Raw genomic sequence first — 13,577 nt, forward strand, 5'->3', positions numbered from 1 at the left:
CACCGTTGATCGGCGGATCAGCCGCGGTACGCCCACACCTCGACGTGATCCAGCGTCGGACAGGCGACCACGCCCGGCACGGACGTGCAGTTCAGGACCGGACCGGGTATCCGGCCGAGCGGCTGTACCGCGGCCCGTCCCGGCCGCAGCAGACCGAAGACGCTGCTCCGGCCCTTGTCGGGGTGCCTCAGCAGATAGCCGCCGCCGCCTCTCACCTCGGAGAACTCGCGCCAGCCGGCCAGCTCGACCTGGGTCCGTCCGGTGTCGAGGCTGACGGCACGCAGCGGGATCATCGAGCCGGCCTCCGCCTGGAGCACCGAGCCGGTACCGAAGGCGAAGACGTCGGCGCCCGCCACCCGCCAGCGGGACGTCCCGGTGCGGGGGTCGAGCACGGTGAGGTCGTCGTGGCCCACCACACACGTCAGCCCGGGGCAGGACGCGGAGTTGCCGGCCGGGTCGGAGCGGTTCTGCCGCCAGCGCTCGTCCAAGGTGTTCAGCTCGTACGCGATGACCGGGCCGCCCTCGCCGAAGGCGCCATAGTGGACCAGGACCATGTCCTCGACCACCTCGCCCATGACCGGATCCCGACCGTCGACCCGTGGCACCGCCCGCTCGCGCAGGACGGCGCCGGTAGCGGGCGAGAGCAGGGTCAGTTTCCGCGCCGAGAGGAGCACCAGGCCGGAAACCGGCGGATCCGGCCACGCGGTGAACACCGAGCCGGGAACGGTGACGGACCAGATCTGCCGGCCGCCGGCGAGCTCGACGCCGCGCAGCTCGGTGCTGAGCGCCGGCTCGGTGTGCAGCGCGCCGCCGTTGGTGCCGTAGAGCCGGCCGGGATCGCCGGACTCCGGGTCATACTCGGTGCCGGGCCGGAAGCGCTGCTGCTGTATCACGCCGATACGGTCGTCGAGCGGCTGTACCGGGGCGGGTGAGACCCACCGGACCGCCCCGGTGCGGGAATCGCGCACGGAGACGCCGTCCACCTCCGCCACCATGACGAGACCGCCGGGTAGTTCCCCGACGTCGAGCCGGTCATCCATCCCGGTGGTCTTGATGCTCCAGAGCCGGCGGACCGGATCGGTCTGCCAGGCCGTGACCACGCGGGGGTCCGCCTCGAGATCCACGGTGTATATCCGGTCGGCGGTCACCCCGAAGTCGCCGCCGGCCGGCAGCGGGACCTCGCCGAGGCGCCACCAGAGCGCCGACGAGGCCGGCGCGGCCCCGCCCAGCACGAGCACGAGCAGTGCGGCGAGCGCGAGACCGAGGCGGCGATAACGGTACGGGGGCGGCGGGGCGGCTGCTGCGAGCGGAACCGGCGTCTCCGGGCTCAGCTCGATCAGCGCCACGCTCATCCCTTCTGTCGATACGACCAGACGATCAGATCGCCGGAGGTGGAGCGGCAGGCCAGCCGGGCGGGGGCGGCCTGACAGTCGCCGGTGCCCGCCGGCAGGTCGGCCAGCAGTTCGGGTCGGGCGTCGCCGGGGCCGACGACCGCGACCATGGTACGGGCACCAGCGTCGACCATCCTGGTCACCAGCAGCCGGTCGCCGCCGCCGGGCGCCGGCACGGGCCGCCAGCCGTGCAGGTCGGCCAGCACCGCGCCGTTCGCCGGGTCGATCACGCCGACCGGATCGCCCTCACCGGCCGGCGTCCCGTACGCGACGATCAGCCCGTTGCGCTGGTCGACGCTGCGCCACCCGGACCGGAACCAGCGCTGCGCCCCGGTGGACGGGTCGATCGCGCGGACGCCGTCGGGACCGGTGAGGCAGGCCAGGTCGCCGCACGGCGTCACGCCGAACGCGAAGCCCGCCGGCCGGGTCCAGCGGTGCGCGAGGGTCACCGGGTCGAAGGCGCTGACCATCCGGCCGCTGGTGGTCGGGTGGCGCAGCAGCAGGGAGCCGCCGGCCATCACCGGGTTGTCCGGGCCGTAGTCGGCGGGCGGCAGCGCGGCGCGGGCGAGCAGGGCGCCGGTGCCGACGTCGTGCACGGCGGCGGTCCGGTCGTCGTGCACGAGCAGCATCCGGGACCGCTGCCCGACCGGGCCCGGCACGCCGAGCAGCACCGCGGTCGAGGGAACGTCCACCTGCCAGCGGGTGGTGCCGCCGGCGGGGTCGACGGCGTCGACGGGCCCCTGCACCCGGCGGCCCGAGCCGGAGATGCTGCGGACGCCGGAGACCGCGAGCAGGGCGGTCGAGCCGGCGATCGTGACGACGTTGCCCGAGCGCCGCCACTGCGCGGCGCCGCTGCGCAGGGACAGCGCCGTGGTGCCGGGGTCGGCGCGGTCGGCGCTCCACGGGCGCAGCAGCACGAGCCCGGCTCCGGTGCGCAGGCGGTAGGTCGGCGACGCCGACCCGGCCTCCCACCTCAGCCGGCCGTCGCTCAGCGAGTACGCGCTGAGCCGCCCGTAGGTCTGCGCGAGCAGGTCGCCGTCGGCGGTCAGCACGTACGGGTCGCCCGGACCGACGCGCAGCGTGAGCACGGGCGACAGCGCCGGTGGTGGCGGTGCGGCCGACGCGGCCGACGACAGCAGCACGACCAGGGCGAGGATCAGCGGGGCGAACCAGTCCGGCACGGTGGAGCGCTGGGGCCGGGCGTATTCGTCGGGTTCACCCCGGGCCAGGCCGAGGTCGATGACTACCGTCGCGCCGCCGAACGTCTCCGCCGCCATCCATCAAAGGTAACGGATGGATAACGAAACGGCCCGTCGACTGTCAGCCTTGCGGCTGATGCTCGGCAGCCTGCTCCTCCAGCTGCGAGACCCACTCCGTCACGTCGCGGGCGATGTCCTGCGCGGTCAGGCCGAGCGCGGTCAGGATCTCGGCCCGGGTGCCGTGCGGGTGGAAGCCGGCCGGGACCCCGAAGTCGCGAAGCGGCACGGCCACGCCGGCGTCGCGCAGGGCGCTCGCCACCGCGTCGCCGACGCCGCCGGCCCGGATGCCGTCCTCGAGGGTCACCACGAGGCGGTGCCCCCGGCTCAGCGCGGCGAGCTCGATCGGGACCGGGCGGACCCAGCGCGGGTCGACGACGGTCACGCCGTAGCCCTGCTCGGCCACCCGGTCGGCGACCTCCATGCCCAGCTTGGCGAAGGCGCCGACGGCGACCAGCAGGATGTCCTTGCGGTCGTCCTCGCGCAGCACGTCGATCGGGCCGACCCGGCGCAGCGCGGGCAGGTCCGCGGCGACCGAGCCGGTCGGGAAGCGCACGATCGTCGGGCCGTCGTCGACGGCTACCGCCTCGCGCAGCTCCTCGCGCAGGGTGGCGGCGTCGCGCGGCGCGGCGATCCGCAGCCCGGGCACCGCGCCGAAGACGCTCATGTCCCAGATGCCGTAGTGGCTCGGGCCGTCGGGCCCGGTGATGCCGGCCCGGTCGAGCACCATCGTCAGCGGCAGCCCGTGCATCGCCACGTCGAGCAGGACCTGGTCGAACGCGCGGTTGAGGAACGTCGCGTACACCGCGACGACCGGGTGCAGGCCGCCCATCGCCAGGCCGGCCGCCGAGGTGATGGCGTGCTGCTCGGCGATGCCGACGTCGTAGGTGCGCTCCGGGTACTTCTTCTGCAGGGCGGCGATGCCGGTCGGCTCGGCCATCGCGGCGGTGATGCCGACGACGTCGGGCCGCTCGTCGGCGATCGCGACGAGCTCCTCCGCGAAGACCTGGGTCCACTTGACGCTCGGCGCGGCCAGCAGCTTGCCGGTCTCGATGCTGAACGCGCCGGGGCCGTGGAAGCAGTCCGCGTCGTCGTCCTCGGCCGGGCGGTAGCCGTAGCCCTTGCGGGTCACCGCGTGCACGATGACCGGCGCGTTGAAGCCCTTGGCCCGGCGCAGCGCGGACTCCATGGCCTGCACGTCGTGCCCGTCGACCGGGCCGATGTACTTGATGCCCAGGTCCTCGAACATCGGCTGCGGGCTGACCGCGTCCTTGATGCCCTTCTTGACCGCGTGCAGCACCTCGTAGACCGGCTTGCCGACCACCGGCGTCGAGCCGAGGGCGTCCTTGACCAGGTCGAGGACGCGCTCGTAGCCGGGGTTGAGGCGCAGCGTGGAGAGGTGGTCGGCCAGGCCGCCGATGGTCGGCGCGTACGACCGGCCGTTGTCGTTGACGACGATGACCAGGCGGTTCTTCGCCGCCGCGATGTTGTTGAGCGCCTCCCAGCACATGCCGCCGGTCAGGGCGCCGTCGCCGACGACCGCGACCACGTGCCGGTCCTCGCCGCGCAGCGCGAAGGCCTTGGAGATGCCGTCCGCATATGACAGGGCGGTGGAGGCGTGCGAGTTCTCGATCAGGTCGTGCTCGCTCTCGGCCTGGCTCGGGTAGCCGGAGAGCCCGCCGCGCTGGCGCAGCCGCTCGAATCCGTCCTGCCGGCCGGTCACGATCTTGTGCACGTATGCCTGGTGGCCGGTGTCGAAGAGGATCCGGTCGCGCGGCGAGTCGAAGACCCGGTGCATCGCGAGGGTCGTCTCCACGACGCCGAGGTTGGGGCCGAGGTGGCCGCCGGTGCGGGACACCTTGGCGACCAGGAAGTCGCGGATCTCCGCGGCGAGCAGGGTCAGCTGATCAGCACCGAGGCCCTTGAGGTCACCGGGAGTCTTGATGCCCGGAAGGATGCCGGCCGTCGTTTGATCACTGCGCTCGCTCATGAGGAGTCAGTCTATCGGCGGAACGCTTCCCTGCATCCGGCACGGACGGATACAGAGACCTCCTCCACAAAATCTCCACACGGGCCCGAAAGGTGTCCTGGGTCACCACCAGGGGTAGGGACAAGCCATGACCGTCGATGCACCGCGGTCGCGGCGGCGCGACCGTAGCCACTACCTCTACATCTCCGTGCTGATCGCCATGGTGCTGGGCATCGCGGTCGGCTTCCTCTTCCCCGACGTCGGCAAGGCACTGCGCCCGCTGGGCACCGGCTTCGTCGCGCTGATCCAGATGATGATCGCGCCGGTGATCTTCTGCACGATCGTGCTGGGCGTCGGCTCCATCCGAAAGGCCGCCCAGGTCGGCCGGGTCGGCGGCCTCGCGCTGATCTACTTCCTGATCATGTCGACCGTCGCGCTCACCATCGGCCTGGTGGTCGGCAACCTGCTGCACCCGGGCGCCGGGCTGCACCTGAACGAGGAGCTCGCCGCCACCGGCGCCGCACAGGTCAGCGCGGAGGCGGAGTCGGGCGTCGACTTCGTGCTCGGCATCATCCCGGAGTCGCTGTTCGGCGCGCTGGCCACCCAGGAGGTGCTGCAGACCCTGCTGGTCGCGCTGTTGGTCGGCTTCGCGGTGCAGTCGCTGGGCGAGCGGGGCGAACCGGTCATCCGGGTGGTCGCGGTCCTGCAGCGCCTGGTCTTCAAGATCCTGTCGATGATCATGTGGCTGGCCCCGATCGGCGCGTTCGGCGCCATGGCCGCGGTGGTCGGCGCGACCGGCTTCGACGCGCTCAAGAGCCTCGCCGGGATCATGGTCGGCTTCTACCTGACCTGCGTGCTCTTCGTCTTCGTCGTGCTGGGCCTGCTGCTGCGCCTGGTGGCGCACATGTCGATCTTCAAGCTGTTCCGCTACCTGGCCCGCGAGTTCCTGCTGATCCTGTCCACCTCGTCGTCGGAGTCGGCGCTGCCGCGGCTGATCGCCAAGATGGGACACCTCGGCGTGAGCCGCCCGGTCGTCGGCATCGTGGTGCCGACCGGCTACTCGTTCAACCTGGACGGCACCGCGATCTACCTGACCATGGCGTCGCTGTTCATCGCCGACGCCATGGACGACCCGCTGTCGGTCGGCGAGCAGGTCTCCCTGCTGCTCTTCATGATCCTCGCGTCGAAGGGCGCGGCGGGCGTGACGGGCGCGGGGCTGGCGACCCTGGCCGGCGGCCTGCAGAGCCACCGCCCCGAGCTGGTGCCCGGCGTCGGCCTGATCGTCGGCATCGACCGGCTGATGTCCGAGGCGCGGGCGCTGACCAACTTCTCCGGCAACGCGGTCGCGACCGTGCTGGTCGGCACCTGGACCCGGGAGATCGACCAGGAGCAGGCCCGGGCGGTGCTGTCCGGCGCGGCGCCGTTCGACGAGAGCACCTACGACGACGACCCGCACGACGCACACGAGCCGAAACCCGAGCCGGAGCCGGAGCCGGAACCCGAGCCGGCGCGCTAGCTAATCGTCCGGCAGGAGGAGGGCGACGCACTCGATGTGCTGGGTCATCGGGAAGCAGTCGTAGGCGCGCAGCTCGGCCAGCCGCCAGCCCTCGGCGGCGAACGTCTGCACGTCCCGGGAGAGTGCCGCCGGGTCGCAGGCCACGTAGGCCACCGCCCGGGGCCGCGCCGCCGCGATCGCCCGCACCACCTTGGCGCCCGCGCCGGCCCGCGGCGGGTCCAGCACGACCAGATCCACCGGTGCGGTGATCCGGCGCCGGCTCAGCGCCACGTCCACCCGGGCCGCCACCACCTCGACGCCGCTCAGGTCGGCCAGGTTGCGGCGGGCCGCGGCCACCCCGTCCGGCGACGACTCGACCACGGTGGTGCGCGCGCCGGTCCGCGCGCCGAGCGCGGCCGCGAACAGGCCCGCGCCGCCGTACAGGTCCCAGGAGATCTCGCCCGGTGCCGGCCGCAGCAGCTCCAGCACGGCCGTGACCAGGGTGTCGGCCGCGGCGGGGTGCACCTGCCAGAAGCCGTCCGGCGGCAGCAGCCACTCCCGGCCCGCCGCCAGCTCACGGATCTCGGCCGGGCCGTCGACCAGCACGCCCGGCCCGCCGCGCTCCTCGTCCGCCTGCGGATCCCCGGCCGCCGCCGGGTCGAGCGCCGGCGCGCCGGCCGGCCGGGCCAGGACGGTGACGTCGCCGCCGGTCGACGCGACCACCTCCACCGCGGCCGCGTCGGGCCAGAGCCGGCCGGTCACCTCCAGCTTCTGCAGCTCCGGGCGGGCGATCAGACAGCGATCCACCGGTACGACCTGATGCGATCGGTGTTGCAGCAGGCCGGGCCGCCCGGCGGCGTCGACCGCGTACCGGACCCGGGACCGCCAGCCGAGCGGGCCGCCGGGCAGCGGGCGTACCCGCACGTCCAGCTCGTCGATCCGCTCGGTGCTCAGGCCGCCCATCCGGCCGAGCAGCTCGCGCACGACGGCGGCCTTCCACCGCAGCTGCGCGTCCGGCGCGACATGCTGCAGGTCGCAGCCGCCGCAGCCGCCGGGGTGCGCGAACGCGCACGGCGCGGCCACCCGGTCGGCGGAGGCCTCGTGCACCTCGACCGCGTCACCGCGCAGGTAGCCCTTGTGCAGCTCGGTCAGCTCGACCGTGACCCGCTCACCCGGCAGCGCGTGCCGGACGAAGACCACCCGGCCGTGCGGCCCGCCGATACGGGCCACGCAGTGGCCGCCGTGCGCCGGCGCGCCGACGGTCACCTCGACGCGGTCGCCCTCGATCGGTTCGTCGCTCACTTCAGGTCATCCTCCGGCTCGGTGGCCTGCTCCGGCCGGTGCTGCGCGGCGACCTCGGCGAACGGCGCGTCCGTCCGGCGGGTACGCGGGCCGCGGGCCGGCACGCGGCTCAGGTCGCGGTCCAGTCGCTCGAGGTCGCGGTCCTGGCTCGACTGCAGCTGCCAGGGCACGCTGGTGACCATCACGCCGGGCTCGAAGAGCAGCCGGCCCTTGATCCGCAGGGCGCTCTGGTTGTGCAGCAGGTTCTCCCACCAGCGGCCGACCACGTACTCGGGCACGAAGACCGTGACCACGTCGCGCGGCGAGCTGCGGCGCACGCTCTTCACGAAGTCGATGATGGGCCGGGTGATCTCCCGGTAGGGCGAGTCGACGACCGTCAGCGACACCGGGATCTGGTGGCGCTCCCACTCCTCCTGGATCCTGCGGGTGTCCTTGTCGTCGACGTTGACCGTGACCGCCGTCAGCGTGTCCGGCCGGGTCGCCCGCGCGTACGCCAGGGCCCGCAGCGTCGGCTTGTGCACCTTGCTGACCAGCACGACGGCGTGGTTTCGCGAGGGCAGGACCGGGCCCTCGTCGCCCGGCTCCAGCTCCGCCGAGACCCGGGTGTAGTGCTTGCGGATGCCCAGCATGACCACGTAGGCCACGAGCATCGCGGCGATCGCGATCCACGCGCCGAGCAGGAACTTGGTGATCAGCACGACGATCAGCACCGCGCCGGTGAGCACCATGCCGAAGCCGTTGATCGCCCGGGACCGGAACATCCGGCGCCGCACGTCCGGATCCCGCTGCGTCCTCAGCAGCCGGTTCCAGTGCCGCAGCATGCCGGCCTGCGACAGCGTGAACGACACGAACACGCCGACGATGTAGAGCTGGATCAGGCGGGTCACCTCGGCCTCGAACGCCACTATCAGCACCATCGCGGTGACGGCCAGGAAGATGATCCCGTTGCTGAAGGCCAGCCGGTCGCCGCGGGTGTGCAGCTGGCGCGGCAGGTAGCGGTCCTGGGCGAGAATCGAGCCCAGCACCGGGAAGCCGTTGAAGGCGGTGTTCGCCGCGAGGAACAGGATCAGGGCGGTGACCGCGCCGACCAGATAGAGCAGGACCGAGCCGCTGCCGAAGACCGTCTCGCCGAGCTGGGCGGTGACCGTCTTCTGCACATAGCCGGCCGGTCCGCCGACGATCTGCGTCAGCGGATCCTCGACGTACTGCAGGTGGGTCGCCTGGGCGAGCATCACCATGCCGACCAGCATCAGGATCGCGGTGCCGCCGAGCAGCAGGAGGGTGGTCGCGGCGTTTTTGCTCTTCGGCGGCTTGAAGGCCGGCACGCCGTTGGAGATGGCCTCGACACCGGTCAGCGCGGCGCAGCCGGACGAGAACGTCCGCAACAGCAGGAAGGCGAAGGCGAAGCTGGTCAGGTGGTGTTCCTCGGCATCGATGACGATGTCCGCGCTGGGCGCGCGCAGGTCCTGGCCGAGGATGAAGACGCGCACCAGACCGGTGAGGAGCATCCCGACGACGACGACGATGAACAGGTACGTCGGCACGGCGAAGGCGGTGCCGGACTCGCGCAGGCCGCGCAGGTTGAGCGCGGCCAGCACGGCGATCGCGCAGAGCGCGATGCCGATCTTGTGCTCGGCCACGAACGGCACGACGGAGCCCAGGTTGGCGACGCCCGCGCTGACCGAGACCGCCACCGTGAGGATGTAGTCGACCAGCAGGGCGCTGGCCACCGCGACGCCGAAGCGCGGGCCGAGGTTGACCGTCGCGACCTCGTAGTCGCCGCCGCCCGAGGGGTACGCGTGCACGTTCTGCCGGTAGCTGGCCACGACGGTGACCATCACGACCGCGACCGCGAGGGTCACCCAGGGCGCGAACACGAACGCACCGGCCCCCGCGATGGAGAGCGTCAGCAGGATCTCGTCGGGCGCGTACGCGACGCTGGACAGCGCGTCCGAGGCGAAGACCGGCAGCGCGATGCGCTTGGGCAGCAGGGTGTGCTGCAGCCGGTCGGAGCGGAAGGGCCGGCCTAGGAGCAACCGCTTCGCGAGGGACGTCGAACTTGCCACAAGCGCCAAGCGTACGGGCGCGGCCGCCACGCCGCCGGGCGCCCCGGCCACCATCACTCGCGACCTCATGGCACGCTCTGCTAGGTAGGCATCCAGCGGGAAGGCGTGAAACCTTGCACGTGGTGATCATGGGCTGCGGCCGGCTCGGCTCGACGCTGGCCCACAAGCTCGACGCCCGCGGCCACTCGGTCGCGGTGATCGACCAGAACGCCGACGCCTTCCGCAGGCTGGGTGCGGAGTACGGCGGCATCACCGTCACCGGGATCGGTTTCGACCGCGACGTGCTGCGCTCGGCCGGCATCGAGCGGGCGGACGCGTTCGCGGCCGTCTCCAGCGGCGACAATTCGAACATCATCTCGGCCCGGCTGGCGCGGGAGACGTTCGGCGTCTCCCGGGTCGTGGCCCGCATCTACGACGCCAAGCGGGCCCTGGTCTACGAGCGGCTCGGCATCCCGACGGTGGCGACGATCCGCTGGGCCGCCGACCGAATGGTGCGCCACCTGGTGCCGGAGGGCACGGTCGAGGTGTTCCGCGACCCGACCAGCTCGGTGTCGATCGTCGAGGCGCCGCTGCACTCCGACTGGGTCGGGCAGACCGTCCGGTCGCTGGAGGACGCCACCGGCGCCCGGGTCGCGTACCTGATGCGCTTCGGCATCGGCTCGCTGGCCACGCCTTCCACCGTGCTGCAGGACGGTGACCAGGTCTTCATGGTGGTCACCGACGACATCGTCAACGACGTGCTCGGTGGCGCGGCGGGCGCCGGGCTTGGGGGGCACTGACCATGCGGATCGCCATCGCGGGCGCCGGCAACGTCGGCCGCTCGATCGCACAGGAGCTGATCGGCAACGGCCACCAGGTGATGCTGATCGAGCGCCAGCCGCGCCAGCTGCGCCCGGAGCGGGTGCCGGAGGCCGAGTGGGTGCTGGCCGACGCCTGCGAGCTGAGCAGCCTCGAGGAGGCCGACGTGGCCGGCTGCGACGTGGTCGTCGCCGCGACCGGAGACGACAAGGCCAACCTGGTCTGCTCGCTGCTGGCCAAGACGGAGTTCGCGGTGAACCGGGTGGTCGCCCGGGTCAACCGCGCCGAGAACGAGTGGCTCTTCACCGAGCAGTGGGGCGTCGACGTGGCGGTCAGCAAGCCGCGCCTGATGGCCGCGCTGGTCGAGGAGGCGGTCACGGTCGGCGACCTGGTCCGGATCATGACGTTCCGGCAGGGCGAGGCGAACCTGGTGGAGATCACCCTGCCGCCGACGGCTCCGTACGTCGGCAAGCCGATCCGCTCGGTGCCGATGCCGCGTGACTCCGCCCTGGTGGCCATCGTGCGCGGCAAGCGGGTGCTGGTGCCGACGCCCGACGACCCGCTGGAGGCCGGCGACGAGCTGATCTTCGTCTGCACCACCGAGGTCGAGGGCGCGGTCCGCGCGGTGGTGCTGGGCGACGCCCGCGAGAGCTAGGCGTCGACGGGCCGGGTGGCCGAGGTCACCCGGTGCACCGCCCAGGCGGTGTACGCGAACGTCGCGGCGTAGATGGGCCAGCTGATCAGGATGCGCACGATGCCGATGGCGTTCGCCTCGTCCGCCAGCCAGAGCCAGCCCTGCACGCCCGCCCGGACGAACAGCGACGCCGCCCAGACCAGGGTCAGCCACTGGAAGGTGCGGAACAGCCGGGCGTTGTCGAACCAGTCGTGCTTGCCGCCGTTGGCCAGCACGCCCCAGACGTACCCGATGATCGGCCGACGGACCGCGACCGACGCGATCAGGACGACCACCTGGCCGAGGGTCAGCAGGATGCCCGGCAGGTAGAAGTTCTTGGCGTCGCCGGTGCGCCAGGCCAGGAACGCGCCGATCGCGACGCCGAGGACGCCGTTGACCGCGTGCCGCACCGACTGCTTGCGGGCCAGCCGGTACACGCCGATGGCCACCGCCGAGCCGAGGCTGCCGCCGATCGCCCAGTACAGCGTGGTCTGCTTGCCCAGGTCGAGGACGTTCTCCCCGAGCAGCACGTTGAGCAGCACGAACGCGAGCACGGGGATGCTCGACTCGATGAGCCCGCGCACCCCGCCGAGCTGCTCGGAGATCTGCTCGCTCATCGACGGGAACGGCTCCTCGTCGGTCTCCTCCTTGACCGGGTGGAGTTCGAGCTCTTCGACGAACTCCTCGGCGACCCTCTCCTCAACGGACTCGTGCGCGACGTGACGGGGCTCGCTGCCGGGTGTCACCGGGGCGCCTCCAGCTCGTAGTACGGGTTGTAGATGACCTTGCGGTCGTCGCGCAGGGCGATGCGGCCGCGGGCGGTGAGCTGACGGCCCGGTTCGATGCCGACGATGGAGCGGCGGCCCAGGAAGACGAGCGTGACCACGTCGCTGCCGTCGTAGAGGTCCGCTTCGAGCGTCGGCAGGTTCGTGCGCGGAGTGTACGCCACCGTGCGCAGTCGTCCGGACACGGAGACGACCTCGCCGCGGTGGCACTGCCCGGCCGGCACGGCGCCGCACTTGGCGCTGTCGCGCTGCAGCTCCTGCGCGCTCAGCTCCTCCTCGGAGGCGGTCAGCCGCTCGAAGAACCGGCGCAGGCCGGTGGTTCGCTCATCGGTCGACATGACCTCGGTGCCACCTTCCTCGGCAAGCCGCGGAAAACGCCGGCGGGGGACCCGGCGGACGGCACACAGTGTGGGCAGGTGCCGTCCGTCCACGGTACGCCGGAACGGCCTCCGGTGATGTATCTCACCGGGGCCGTCTTGATCAATGCGCGTGGCGCCCGTTGGTCTGCGGCGGCTGCGCGTCCGGCACACCGTGATCGTGCCCGGCGTGATCGTGCCCGGCGTGATCGTGCCCGGCGTGATCGTGCCCGGCGTGATCGTGCCCGGCGTGATCGTGCCCGGCGTGCTGCGCCTCCGCCTGCTCGGCCATCTCCCGGGGCAGCCGCAGCGGCAGCGCCTCGCGGACCGGCCGGGCCTCGTCGTCGCGGGCGACCACGAGGCCGCGCAGGCACTCGCCGAGCACCCCCTCAGCGCTCGGCTGGGCGGCCGCCTCGCCCTGGAACAGCGCGCGGACCATCCAGCGCGGCCCGTCGACGCCGACGAACCGGACGTCCGCCGGCCCCTCGGGCGTCTCGACCCGGGCGGCCAGCTCGACGCCGTACGGCCCGTCGAACTCCTGCGGCGCGGCGCCGTCGGACTTCATCGCCGCGGCGATCTCGGCACGCACCTCGTCCCAGATGCCCTCGCTGCGGGGCGCGGCGAAGACGCCGAGCTGCAGCGCGCTGTTGCCGTGCACGAGCACGATCTGCTCGATGCCGCCGTCCGGGTTCGCCTGCACCCGCACCTCGACGCCCTCGACCGCCGGGATCAGCAGGCTGCCCAGGTCGAGCCGCTGCACCCCGGCGGGCGCCTGCGAGCTGTCGTAGGGGCCGAACTCCGGCGGCGGGCCGTCGCCCATGCTCCTGGCGAGCGCCGCCGACTGTGGTGCGTCGTCCGGCCGCACGTGCTTCGGGCCGCCGCGCTTGCGGGAGAACATCTGGGTTGCCACCTTCTTCGACTAGAGCTGCTTCTGCTGCGCCGGCAGGGCGACGTGTCCGCCGGTCGAGCCGTGCCCGCCGGCACCGCGCGCGGTGTCGGAGAGCTCGTCGACCACCTGGAAGACGGCCCGCTCGACCCGCTGCACGACCAATTGGGCGATGCGGTCACCCCGGCAGATCTTCGCGGTGCCCACCGGGTCGTGGTTGACCAGGTTCACCAGAATCTCGCCACGGTAACCGGCGTCGACCGTACCGGGCGCGTTGAGGACGGTGACGCCGAGGCGGACGGCCAGCCCGGAGCGGGGATGCACCAGGCCCACGTAGCCCTCGGGAAGGGCGATGGCGATGCCCGTACGCACCAACCGCCGCGCGCCCGGAGCCAGCTCGACGTCCTCGGCGGCGACCAGGTCGGCGCCCGCGTCGCCCGGGTGGGCGTACGCCGGCAGCGGCAGGTCGGGGTCGAGCCGGCGGAGCTGCACGGCCACGGTCTCGGTCACGATCGTCGTCCTCGGTTTTCTCGTCGGTGAGCGGCACCCACCCTGCCATCCTGCCGTGGCCGGAAGCGGAGGCGCGCCGTACCGTAACCA

12 protein-coding genes are annotated in these 13,577 nt (G+C 72.6%); 3 read left to right on the forward strand and 9 right to left on the reverse strand.

What is annotated here, in order from left to right:
• Positions 1 to 17: 17 nt before the first annotated feature.
• The 3 genes from ACIBSW_RS00655 to dxs are packed head-to-tail and all read right to left on the reverse strand — an operon-like array spanning position 18 to position 4,637.
• Entirely contained in the window at positions 18 to 1,352 is a 1,335-nt protein-coding gene (locus ACIBSW_RS00655; protein ID WP_354722223.1) for a PQQ-binding-like beta-propeller repeat protein, read from the reverse strand.
• On the reverse strand, positions 1,349 to 2,668 hold the full coding sequence (locus ACIBSW_RS00660) for a PQQ-binding-like beta-propeller repeat protein (RefSeq protein WP_354722224.1): 1,320 nt from the start codon (positions 2,666 to 2,668) through the stop codon (positions 1,349 to 1,351). The genes ACIBSW_RS00655 and ACIBSW_RS00660 overlap by 4 nt, the downstream gene beginning before the upstream one ends.
• Positions 2,669 to 2,711: 43 nt before the next feature.
• Positions 2,712 to 4,637, reverse strand: a complete 1,926-nt coding sequence (dxs, locus tag ACIBSW_RS00665) for a 1-deoxy-D-xylulose-5-phosphate synthase (RefSeq protein WP_354722225.1) — start codon at positions 4,635 to 4,637, stop codon at positions 2,712 to 2,714.
• A gap of 127 nt (positions 4,638 to 4,764) precedes the next feature.
• Here dxs and ACIBSW_RS00670 point away from each other — a divergent pair, with 127 nt between their 5' ends.
• Positions 4,765 to 6,132: a cation:dicarboxylate symporter family transporter gene (locus tag ACIBSW_RS00670; protein WP_354722226.1), complete on the forward strand. Its 1,368-nt coding sequence runs from the start codon at positions 4,765 to 4,767 to the stop codon at positions 6,130 to 6,132.
• Here the strand turns inward: ACIBSW_RS00670 and ACIBSW_RS00675 are convergent, their stop codons facing one another.
• Together ACIBSW_RS00675 and ACIBSW_RS00680 are read right to left on the reverse strand one after the other, a co-directional pair.
• Positions 6,133 to 7,413, reverse strand: coding sequence for a TRAM domain-containing protein (locus ACIBSW_RS00675; protein WP_354722227.1), 1,281 nt, complete (start codon positions 7,411 to 7,413; stop codon positions 6,133 to 6,135). It lies immediately after the preceding gene.
• Positions 7,410 to 9,479: an APC family permease gene (locus tag ACIBSW_RS00680; RefSeq protein ID WP_354722228.1), complete on the reverse strand. Its 2,070-nt coding sequence runs from the start codon at positions 9,477 to 9,479 to the stop codon at positions 7,410 to 7,412. The genes ACIBSW_RS00675 and ACIBSW_RS00680 overlap by 4 nt, the downstream gene beginning before the upstream one ends.
• Positions 9,480 to 9,592: 113 nt before the next feature.
• On the opposite strand from ACIBSW_RS00680, the gene ACIBSW_RS00685 reads away from it, so the two are divergent.
• Complete coding sequence (locus tag ACIBSW_RS00685; RefSeq protein ID WP_354722229.1) at positions 9,593 to 10,258, forward strand: TrkA family potassium uptake protein; 666 nt, start codon at positions 9,593 to 9,595, stop codon at positions 10,256 to 10,258.
• A complete protein-coding gene (locus ACIBSW_RS00690) occupies positions 10,255 to 10,932 on the forward strand; it encodes a TrkA family potassium uptake protein (protein ID WP_354722242.1) in 678 nt (225 codons plus the stop codon). The genes ACIBSW_RS00685 and ACIBSW_RS00690 overlap by 4 nt, the downstream gene beginning before the upstream one ends.
• On the opposite strand, the gene ACIBSW_RS00695 is transcribed toward ACIBSW_RS00690, so the two are convergent.
• The 4 genes from ACIBSW_RS00695 to dut form a co-directional block, all read right to left on the reverse strand.
• Positions 10,929 to 11,696, reverse strand: coding sequence for a DUF3159 domain-containing protein (locus tag ACIBSW_RS00695; RefSeq protein WP_354722230.1), 768 nt, complete (start codon positions 11,694 to 11,696; stop codon positions 10,929 to 10,931). The two genes, ACIBSW_RS00690 and ACIBSW_RS00695, sit on opposite strands and share 4 nt — an antisense overlap.
• The gene (locus ACIBSW_RS00700; protein WP_354722231.1) at positions 11,693 to 12,073 is read right to left on the reverse strand and encodes an OB-fold nucleic acid binding domain-containing protein; all 381 of its coding nucleotides are present in this window, start codon (positions 12,071 to 12,073) and stop codon (positions 11,693 to 11,695) included. The genes ACIBSW_RS00695 and ACIBSW_RS00700 overlap by 4 nt, the downstream gene beginning before the upstream one ends.
• Positions 12,074 to 12,215: 142 nt before the next feature.
• A complete protein-coding gene (locus ACIBSW_RS00705; protein WP_354722243.1) occupies positions 12,216 to 12,989 on the reverse strand; it encodes a DUF3710 domain-containing protein in 774 nt (257 codons plus the stop codon).
• A gap of 21 nt (positions 12,990 to 13,010) precedes the next feature.
• Positions 13,011 to 13,487, reverse strand: a complete 477-nt coding sequence (gene dut / locus ACIBSW_RS00710) for a dUTP diphosphatase (RefSeq protein WP_354722232.1) — start codon at positions 13,485 to 13,487, stop codon at positions 13,011 to 13,013.
• Between the last annotated feature and the right edge of the window lie 90 nt (positions 13,488 to 13,577).

The sequence above is a fragment of the Actinoplanes sp. NPDC049668 genome (assembly GCF_044465445.1).
Lineage (GTDB): Bacteria > Actinomycetota > Actinomycetes > Mycobacteriales > Micromonosporaceae > Actinoplanes.

What these genes read in the sequence shown, in the direction of transcription:
- ACIBSW_RS00655 (WP_354722223.1), bottom strand. Translation starts at nt 1,352, where the DNA reads ATGAGCGTGGCGCTGATCGAGCTGAGCCCGGAGACGCCGGTTCCGCTC.
- ACIBSW_RS00700 (WP_354722231.1), bottom strand. Translation starts at nt 12,073, where the DNA reads ATGTCGACCGATGAGCGAACCACCGGCCTGCGCCGGTTCTTCGAGCGG.
- ACIBSW_RS00670 (WP_354722226.1), top strand. Translation starts at nt 4,765, where the DNA reads ATGACCGTCGATGCACCGCGGTCGCGGCGGCGCGACCGTAGCCACTAC.
- ACIBSW_RS00705 (WP_354722243.1), bottom strand. Translation starts at nt 12,989, where the DNA reads ATGTTCTCCCGCAAGCGCGGCGGCCCGAAGCACGTGCGGCCGGACGAC.
- ACIBSW_RS00660 (WP_354722224.1), bottom strand. Translation starts at nt 2,668, where the DNA reads ATGGCGGCGGAGACGTTCGGCGGCGCGACGGTAGTCATCGACCTCGGC.
- dxs (WP_354722225.1), bottom strand. Translation starts at nt 4,637, where the DNA reads ATGAGCGAGCGCAGTGATCAAACGACGGCCGGCATCCTTCCGGGCATC.